The organism is Mangrovactinospora gilvigrisea, assembly GCF_001879105.1.
GTDB lineage: Bacteria > Actinomycetota > Actinomycetes > Streptomycetales > Streptomycetaceae > Mangrovactinospora > Mangrovactinospora gilvigrisea.
Genome location: NZ_MLCF01000170.1, coordinates 1 through 2,612, shown reverse-complemented (window position 1 = coordinate 2,612; position 2,612 = coordinate 1). Strand labels below are relative to the sequence as shown.

The window sequence follows — 2,612 nt, the reverse complement described above, 5'->3', positions numbered from 1 at the left end:
CGCCGGGGCCGGGGTGGGGACGGCGACGTCCTCGCCGTCGGGATCGCTGAAGCTGCCGACCTCGCTGCCGTCGACGCTGCCCAGCAGGCTGCCGTCGAAGATCCCGTCGTCGCTGCCGTCCGACATCAAGTCCATGCTCCCCTCGGACCTGCGCTCGCTGGTCCCGTCCGACCTGCCCTCCATCGGCTGAGCGCCGCGCCATTCGGCGCCCGGAGCCGTAGTCTTGACGGCATGTCGACTCACGCGCATCGCGAACGACTGCTGCTGGCCGATCTGCTCGACAGCGTCGGCCCTGAGGCCCCGACCCTCTGCGAGGGGTGGAAGACGCGCGATCTCGCCGTGCATCTGGTGGTGCGCGAGCGGCGGGCGGACGCCGTGCTGGGGAGCTTCATCGACCGGCTCGCGGCCCGCGGGGAGCGGGTGCAGGACGAGTTCCGCGCCAAGCCCTACGAGGAGCTGGTGCGGACGTTCCGGGCCGGTCCGCCGAAGTACTCGCCGACGAAGGTGGGCCGGGTCGACGACGCGGTCAACACGGTGGAGTTCTTCATCCACGGCGAGGACATCCGCCGCGCGCAGGACGGCTGGTCGCCGCGCGAGCTGGACGAGGAGACCGCCGACGCGCTGTGGCACCGGCTGGAGCAGCAGGGCCGGCTGCTGGGGCGGAAGTCCCCGGTGGGCCTGGTGCTGCGGCGCCCGGACGGCCAGACGGTGGTGGCCCGCCGCGGCGCCCCGGTGGTGACCGCGGTCGGCGAGCCGGGCGAGCTGCTGATGCTGGCCTACGGCCGCGGCGAGGTCGCGCGCGTGGAGCTGGACGGCGCCAAGGAGGACGTGGAGAAGCTCATCTCGGCCAAGATGGGCGTCTGACGCGTCATCGCGTCATGAGGTGACGCGTCATGAGGTGACGGCCGACGCGGCGGCCTCGGCGAGCGACCGGGCGCGGGCGATGCCCGCCGACTCGGAGGCGAGGCCGTCGCCGAGCACGGCGACCAGCACCCGGTGCCCGTCGTGGGTGACCTCGCCGATGCTGTTGACGACCCACAGGCCGGTGGAGGTCCGCGGCAGCCAGCCGTTCTTCAGGTAGCTCGTGGTGCCGCTGTCGGCGGCGGCGGAGACGCCCCACGCCTGGTCGTCCTCGACGGCGCCCATCAGCTGCTGGATCCGGCCGCGGGAGGCGGCGTCCAGCGGGCTGCCGTCGGCGGTGAAGACCGCGCGCAGCAGCCGCAGCTGGTCGGCGGCGGTGGTCTCGGTGAGGCCCCAGTAGCCGTCGGCGCCGGCGGTGGTGGCGGTGAGGCCGAGGCGCCGGTTGGCGGCGTCCAGGCCGTCGGCGCCGCCGATCGCGGCGTAGAGGTCGCCGGCGGCGTCGTTGTCGCTCTGGGTGATCATCGCGCGGGCGGTGGCCAGTTGGGCCGCCGTCGGCTGCTCTCCGCGGTCCTGGGCCTGGAGGAGCAGCGCGGCGAGGATGTCGACCTTGACGATGCTGGCGGTGGCGAACCGGTGCGCGGTGGCGCCGGAGGCGGCGGTGGTCCCGCTGTCCAGGTCGAGCGCGGCGACGGCGCCGTGCACGGCATCGCCGTCGCCGTCCAGCAGCTCGGAGACGGCGTCGTCGAGGCTGCGCCGCGCGGTCGCCGTCGGCGAGTCGGAGGCGGACGCCGTCGCGGACGCCGAAGCCTTCGCGGAGCCGGAGCCGGAGCCGGAGCCGGAGGCCGAGGCGGAGGCGGAGGCCGAGGCGGACGGGGTGGTGGCCGCGCGGGCCCGGGTGACGGCGACGGACTGGGTGCTCGGGGCGGCAGTGGTCTGCTGGTCGCTGCTGATCACGGTGGCGGTTCCTCCTCCGACCAGGGTGAGCAGCAGGATGCCCGCCCAGATCGGGCGGCGGAAGCGGTCCTTGGCATGCACGGGGGACATGCGCCGGAGGCTACGGAGGGGGTCTGGGAGCCGGGTGACGGCCGCCTGAGAGCGCCGTGAGAGGCGGGGCGGCCGGGCAGGGCGGTGGCTGCCGCCCTGCCGGTGGCGCCGGCCGGGTCAGCCGGTGACGGCGTCGGCGGCCGCGGAGGCCGCGGCCTCGGCGCGCTGGATGCCCGCGGCCTCGGAGGGCTGCTTGTTGCCGAGGACGGCGATCAGGACGTCGTCGCCGTCGTGGTCGACGATGCCGATGCTGTTGATGATCCAGGTGCCGTCCGGGTCGAGGGAGAGCCAGCCGTTCTTCAGCTCGAACCCGGAGTCGTCGCTGTCGGCGGCCGAGACGCCCCAGGTCTGGTCGGGCTCCACGGTGCTCATCAGCGAGCGGATGTAGGAGCGGGAGGAGGGCGAGAGCGGGTTGTCGTCGCTCTCCTCGTCGGTGAGGACCAGCCGCAGCAGCCGCAGCTGGTCGGCGGCGGTGGTCTCGGTGAGGCCCCAGTGCTTGTCGCGTCCGGCGGTGGTGGCGGAGAGCCCCAGGCGGCGGTTGGCGGCGTCCAGGCCGCGGTCGTAGCCGATGTCGGTGTAGAGGGCGTCGGTGGCGTCGTTGTCGCTCCGGCGGATCATCAGCTCGGCGTGGCCGCGCTCGGCGGCGGTCAGCGGGCGCTTCTCGTCCTCGGCCTTGAGCAGCACGGCGGAGAGGATGTCGACCTTGA

The 2,612-nt window shown here is 74.3% G+C and carries 3 protein-coding genes; 1 reads left to right on the top strand and 2 read right to left on the bottom strand.

Annotated features, from left to right (window positions below; genetic code table 11):
* Positions 1 to 231: 231 nt before the first annotated feature.
* On the top strand, positions 232 to 864 hold the full coding sequence (locus tag BIV57_RS22765) for a TIGR03085 family metal-binding protein (protein WP_071658760.1): 633 nt from the start codon (positions 232 to 234) through the stop codon (positions 862 to 864).
* A 27-nt stretch (positions 865 to 891) separates the two neighbouring features.
* Here the strand turns inward: BIV57_RS22765 and BIV57_RS22760 are convergent, their stop codons facing one another.
* A complete protein-coding gene (locus BIV57_RS22760) occupies positions 892 to 1,905 on the bottom strand; it encodes a serine hydrolase (RefSeq protein ID WP_079170611.1) in 1,014 nt (337 codons plus the stop codon).
* Positions 1,906 to 2,022: 117 nt separating this feature from the next.
* Positions 2,023 to 2,612, bottom strand: a 590-nt coding sequence (locus BIV57_RS22755; protein ID WP_139275769.1) for a serine hydrolase, incomplete at its 5' end; no start/stop codon positions are given.